4 protein-coding genes are annotated in these 4,033 nt (G+C 26.1%); 3 read left to right on the top strand and 1 reads right to left on the bottom strand.

Annotated features, from left to right (window positions below; translation table 11 throughout):
* Nucleotides 1–222 precede the first annotated feature (222 nt).
* From M3Z80_RS09355 to upp, 3 genes are all read left to right on the top strand, one after another.
* On the top strand, nt 223–1,425 hold the full coding sequence (locus M3Z80_RS09355) for a BaiN/RdsA family NAD(P)/FAD-dependent oxidoreductase (protein ID WP_293919348.1): 1,203 nt from the start codon (nt 223–225) through the stop codon (nt 1,423–1,425).
* A gap of 280 nt (nt 1,426–1,705) precedes the next feature.
* Nucleotides 1,706–2,386: a DUF4919 domain-containing protein gene (locus M3Z80_RS09360; protein WP_293919349.1), complete on the top strand. Its 681-nt coding sequence runs from the start codon at nt 1,706–1,708 to the stop codon at nt 2,384–2,386.
* A gap of 78 nt (nt 2,387–2,464) precedes the next feature.
* Nucleotides 2,465–3,124 carry a uracil phosphoribosyltransferase gene (gene upp, locus M3Z80_RS09365; RefSeq protein ID WP_293919350.1) on the top strand — a complete coding sequence of 220 codons (660 nt, stop codon included), beginning with the start codon at nt 2,465–2,467 and terminating at the stop codon, nt 3,122–3,124.
* Nucleotides 3,125–3,280: 156 nt separating this feature from the next.
* Here upp and rpiB read toward each other — a convergent pair whose 3' ends face one another.
* Entirely contained in the window at nt 3,281–3,742 is a 462-nt protein-coding gene (gene rpiB, locus M3Z80_RS09370; RefSeq protein WP_293919351.1) for a ribose 5-phosphate isomerase B, read from the bottom strand.
* Between the last annotated feature and the right edge of the window lie 291 nt (nt 3,743–4,033).

Here is a 4,033-nt window from a genome sequence, read left to right on the forward strand (position 1 = left end):
ATATTTAATGATTATGTCAATCCTGGAGGATATGGTTATGGGTATGGATATGGATATGGATACGGGTATGGATATGGATATGGATATTTTGAAGAAGACGAAAGTTATGACAATTCATTAATATCGAGGATAAAACGTTTATTTAAAAAATAATTAATATGAAATAAGGTTGGAAATAATTCCAACCTTTATTATAAATTATAATTTTATTACAAAAAATAATTGAAACAACTTATAATAATTGGTGGTGGAGCTGCCGGATTTTTTTTAGCATCAAATGTTAAATCAAGTAAATGGAAAATTCTAATCTTAGAACAAGCTAAAAACCCATTACAGAAATTAAAAATATCGGGAGGGGGAAGGTGTAATTTAACACACGCTTGCTTTTCAGCAAAAAAACTTGTAAAATATTATCCAAGAGGATCTAAAGAATTGATTAGTGTATTTAATCATTTTCAGCCCTCTGACACATTTGAATGGTTTTCACAAAAAGGTGTTGATTTAAAAATTGAAAGCGATCATAGAGTTTTCCCTCAATCAGATTCATCACAAACTATTATTGATACTTTTCTTCAAGAAACTCAAAAAAATAATATTGAAATTAATTACAATTCGAAAGTTATTAACATTAAAAATATTAACAATAAATTTGAAATTGCTACGACTGAAAATAAATTTTTTGCCGATGCATTAGTTATAGCAACAGGAAGTTCTCAGAAAATGTGGGATATTATACATCATCAATTGGGTCATAATATTATTAAACCCGTTCCAAGTTTATTTACTTTTTTATGCAGTGATAAATTACTGAGCAATTTACAAGGAATTTCTTTTCCAGAAGCTGAAATACATATTCCTTCTTTGAAGATAAAAGAATTTGGTCCTATATTAATTACTCATTGGGGGTTGAGCGGTCCTGCGGTTTTAAAATTATCTTCATGGAGTGCTAGAGAACTTTTCAAACTAGACTATAAATTCATTTTACGAATTAATTGGATATCAGAAACATTTGATCGGGTAAGAGAAGAATTATTTATCGAAAAGATAAAGAATTCTAAAAAATCAATATATGCATTAAAAATATATAATTTAACACAACGATTTTGGAATAATCTACTTTACAGTCTTCAAATTAAAGATAAAAAATTAGCCGACCTAAGTAAAAAAGATATTAATAAAATAGCAGAAGCTCTAACTAACACACAATTACAAATAAATGGAAAAAATACTCATAAAGATGAATTTGTTACTGCTGGAGGTGTAGATTTAAAAGAAATAGATTTTCGTACTATGCAATCTAAACTAATACCTAATTTATATTTTGCCGGAGAAGTATTAAATATCGATGCTCTGACTGGAGGTTTTAATTTTCAGGCATGCTGGAGTGAAGCTTATATCATAAGTCAATATATTAATTCAAATTAAACTGTATTTTATAATTGTTCTTTATTGTTTAAATTAAATTGCCAAATCATTAAATGAAATTATAAATTTAAATTAACAATAGCTCAATATTATTTAATATAAACATTTTATATATTAATTTACTTAGCATTATAATTTATGGTTTCTAATAATAATAAATTTAATGTCATCTCAAAATACTCTTAAGTCAATTATTTTATATTAAAAACAATTAACAATTATATATTTTTTTATCTATATACTCTTTATTTTTGTATTTAATATATTTAACTCATTACTCATGAAACTAATTTATATTATAATAAATCTATTTATTTTAAAACTATCTTTTTCACAACAAATAAATTATGAAAAAATAAAAGAAACTGTTAACGATATAAATTCTCCTTACTATTATGAAAATATAATTTCTGACTTTCTAAATAAACCTTTAGATCTACAACAAGACCATATAAAATCATATTATCTTTACTATGGAAAATTATATTCTTCTTATTATACTAAAAATTTTGAATTTAGTAAAAAATATTTAAAATTCATGAAACTAATAGCATCAAAAAAATATAATAAAGCTCTTATTTTAGGTGAAGAATTTCTGAAAAATGATCCAATTAATCTTACCATAATACTCAATCTTATTATATGTTACAATGAAGAAAAAAATGAAAATGTAGGAAGGCTGACTATACTAAAAAATCAAGCTGAATTTTTAATGAAAGCAATCGCTGATTATGGTGATGGTAGAAATAAAGAAACAGCATTTAAAGTAATTTCTACTGGCGATGAATATGCACTTTTAAATTATATAGGAATAAATATTGAAAAGTATACAAGAAATTCCGAGATAAAAAACAATAATTCAGTTTTGGATATATGGTCTAAAGATATAAAGTATCAAAAAGATAAGAGAAATGAAGTATACATAGAAGTAATTTATAATGTTGCTCCTAAAATTAAATAAGAATAAAATCAATGTTTAAAATATTTTTGTTTATAAAATTTATGAGCAAATAGCTTATATTTACAAAAAACAATATTTATGATAGTCCACGATTTCAGTAAAACTAAATCTATATTAAATCAATTTGTTGGAGAATTAAGAGACGTAGTTATTCAGAAGGATAGAATGAGGTTTAGAAAAAATTTAGAGCGAATAGGTGAAATTTTAGGTTATGAGCTTAGTAAAACCTTAGAATATCAAACTGTAAATATTAACTCGCCATTGGGAATAAAACCTACAGAATTATTAATTCAACAACCTGTTTTATGCACTATTTTGCGTGCGGGACTACCTTTGCATCAAGGAATGATGAATTTTTTTGATCAGGCTGAAACAACTTTTGTATCTGCATTTAGACATCATCCGAATAGTAATAAAGAATTTGAGATTGTGGTTGAATATTTAGCAACCCCCTCATTACAAGATAAAATCTTAATAATATCCGATCCTATGTTGGCTACGGGTGAATCTTTAGCAAATGTATACGAAGTTTTATTAAGTCAAGGTAAACCTCAAAAAGTTCACATCGTTGCAGCTATTGGTTCCAAACCAGGAATAGAATACATAAAAACCAAGTTACCTGAAAATTCAGAATTATGGATTGCTTCAGTTGATAACGAACTAAATGAAAATCAATACATTGTACCTGGATTAGGAGATGCCGGAGATTTAGCATTTGGAAAAAAATTATCTAAATGATTTTTTACAAGCATTTCATTTTCTCTTATACAATTTATGTAATTAAACAGATATAAAAAAAGAGTAATGTTAAATTTAACTTACTCTTTTTCTGATTAAAAAATTTATTAATTAACTTAACTAAAAAAATAAAAATATCTTGTAAACTTTCAAAAATTACTTTTTGAAATATTCTTCTTCATAATCACATATACGTTGAACTTTAGGCGCAGAACCACCACCGCTGAACTCTGATTCCAACCAAGTATTCAACAAACTTTTCGCAAGTTCGTGTCCAATAACTCGCTCACCAAAACAGATAATTTGTGCATTATTACTTTTTCTAGCTCTTTCTGCAGAAAAAGGATCATGACAAACTGCTGCTCTTACACCTGGTATTTTATTGGCAGTAATTGCCATTCCAATGCCAGTGCCACAAGTTAATACAGCCCTTTCAAATTCTCCCGCTGCTACAGCCTTTGCTACTTTTGCAGCAACATCCGGATATAAAACAACTTCACCCTTCTCCGCACCATAATCTGTCACTTCATATCCCAATTTTTCTAAGTGATCTTTTAATACAATTTTTAAAGCGTAGGCAGCCTCATCGCATCCTATTGCTATTTTTTTCTTATCCATAATTTTGTTGGTGTTTAGTTTAAAACCTTATTAAGATTTCTTTAACAAAGATAAGTACAAAATAACAGTTTACCAATAAAAATTTAATTTTTGATGCATAATAATTAAATAATTGGAAGGAAAACATTTATCTAAATCACTCTAATAAATTAAATTTCATAAACATATAAAATAATTATCAATGTAAATATGCAGATGTGACTAAGAAAAAGAGTGCGTTAAAATACTCTTAAAATTATTATAATAATATTTATATCATTTTAATAAATGATGTAAATTCATAATAATTAT

The sequence above is a fragment of the Apibacter sp. genome, assembly GCF_025291155.1.
GTDB lineage: Bacteria > Bacteroidota > Bacteroidia > Flavobacteriales > Weeksellaceae > Apibacter.

Excerpts from the sequence above, each read along its gene's own strand:
- rpiB (WP_293919351.1), bottom strand. The coding sequence starts at position 3,742 with ATGGATAAGAAAAAAATAGCAATAGGATGCGATGAGGCTGCCTACGCT.
- upp (WP_293919350.1), top strand. The coding sequence starts at position 2,465 with ATGATAGTCCACGATTTCAGTAAAACTAAATCTATATTAAATCAATTT.
- M3Z80_RS09360 (WP_293919349.1), top strand. The coding sequence starts at position 1,706 with ATGAAACTAATTTATATTATAATAAATCTATTTATTTTAAAACTATCT.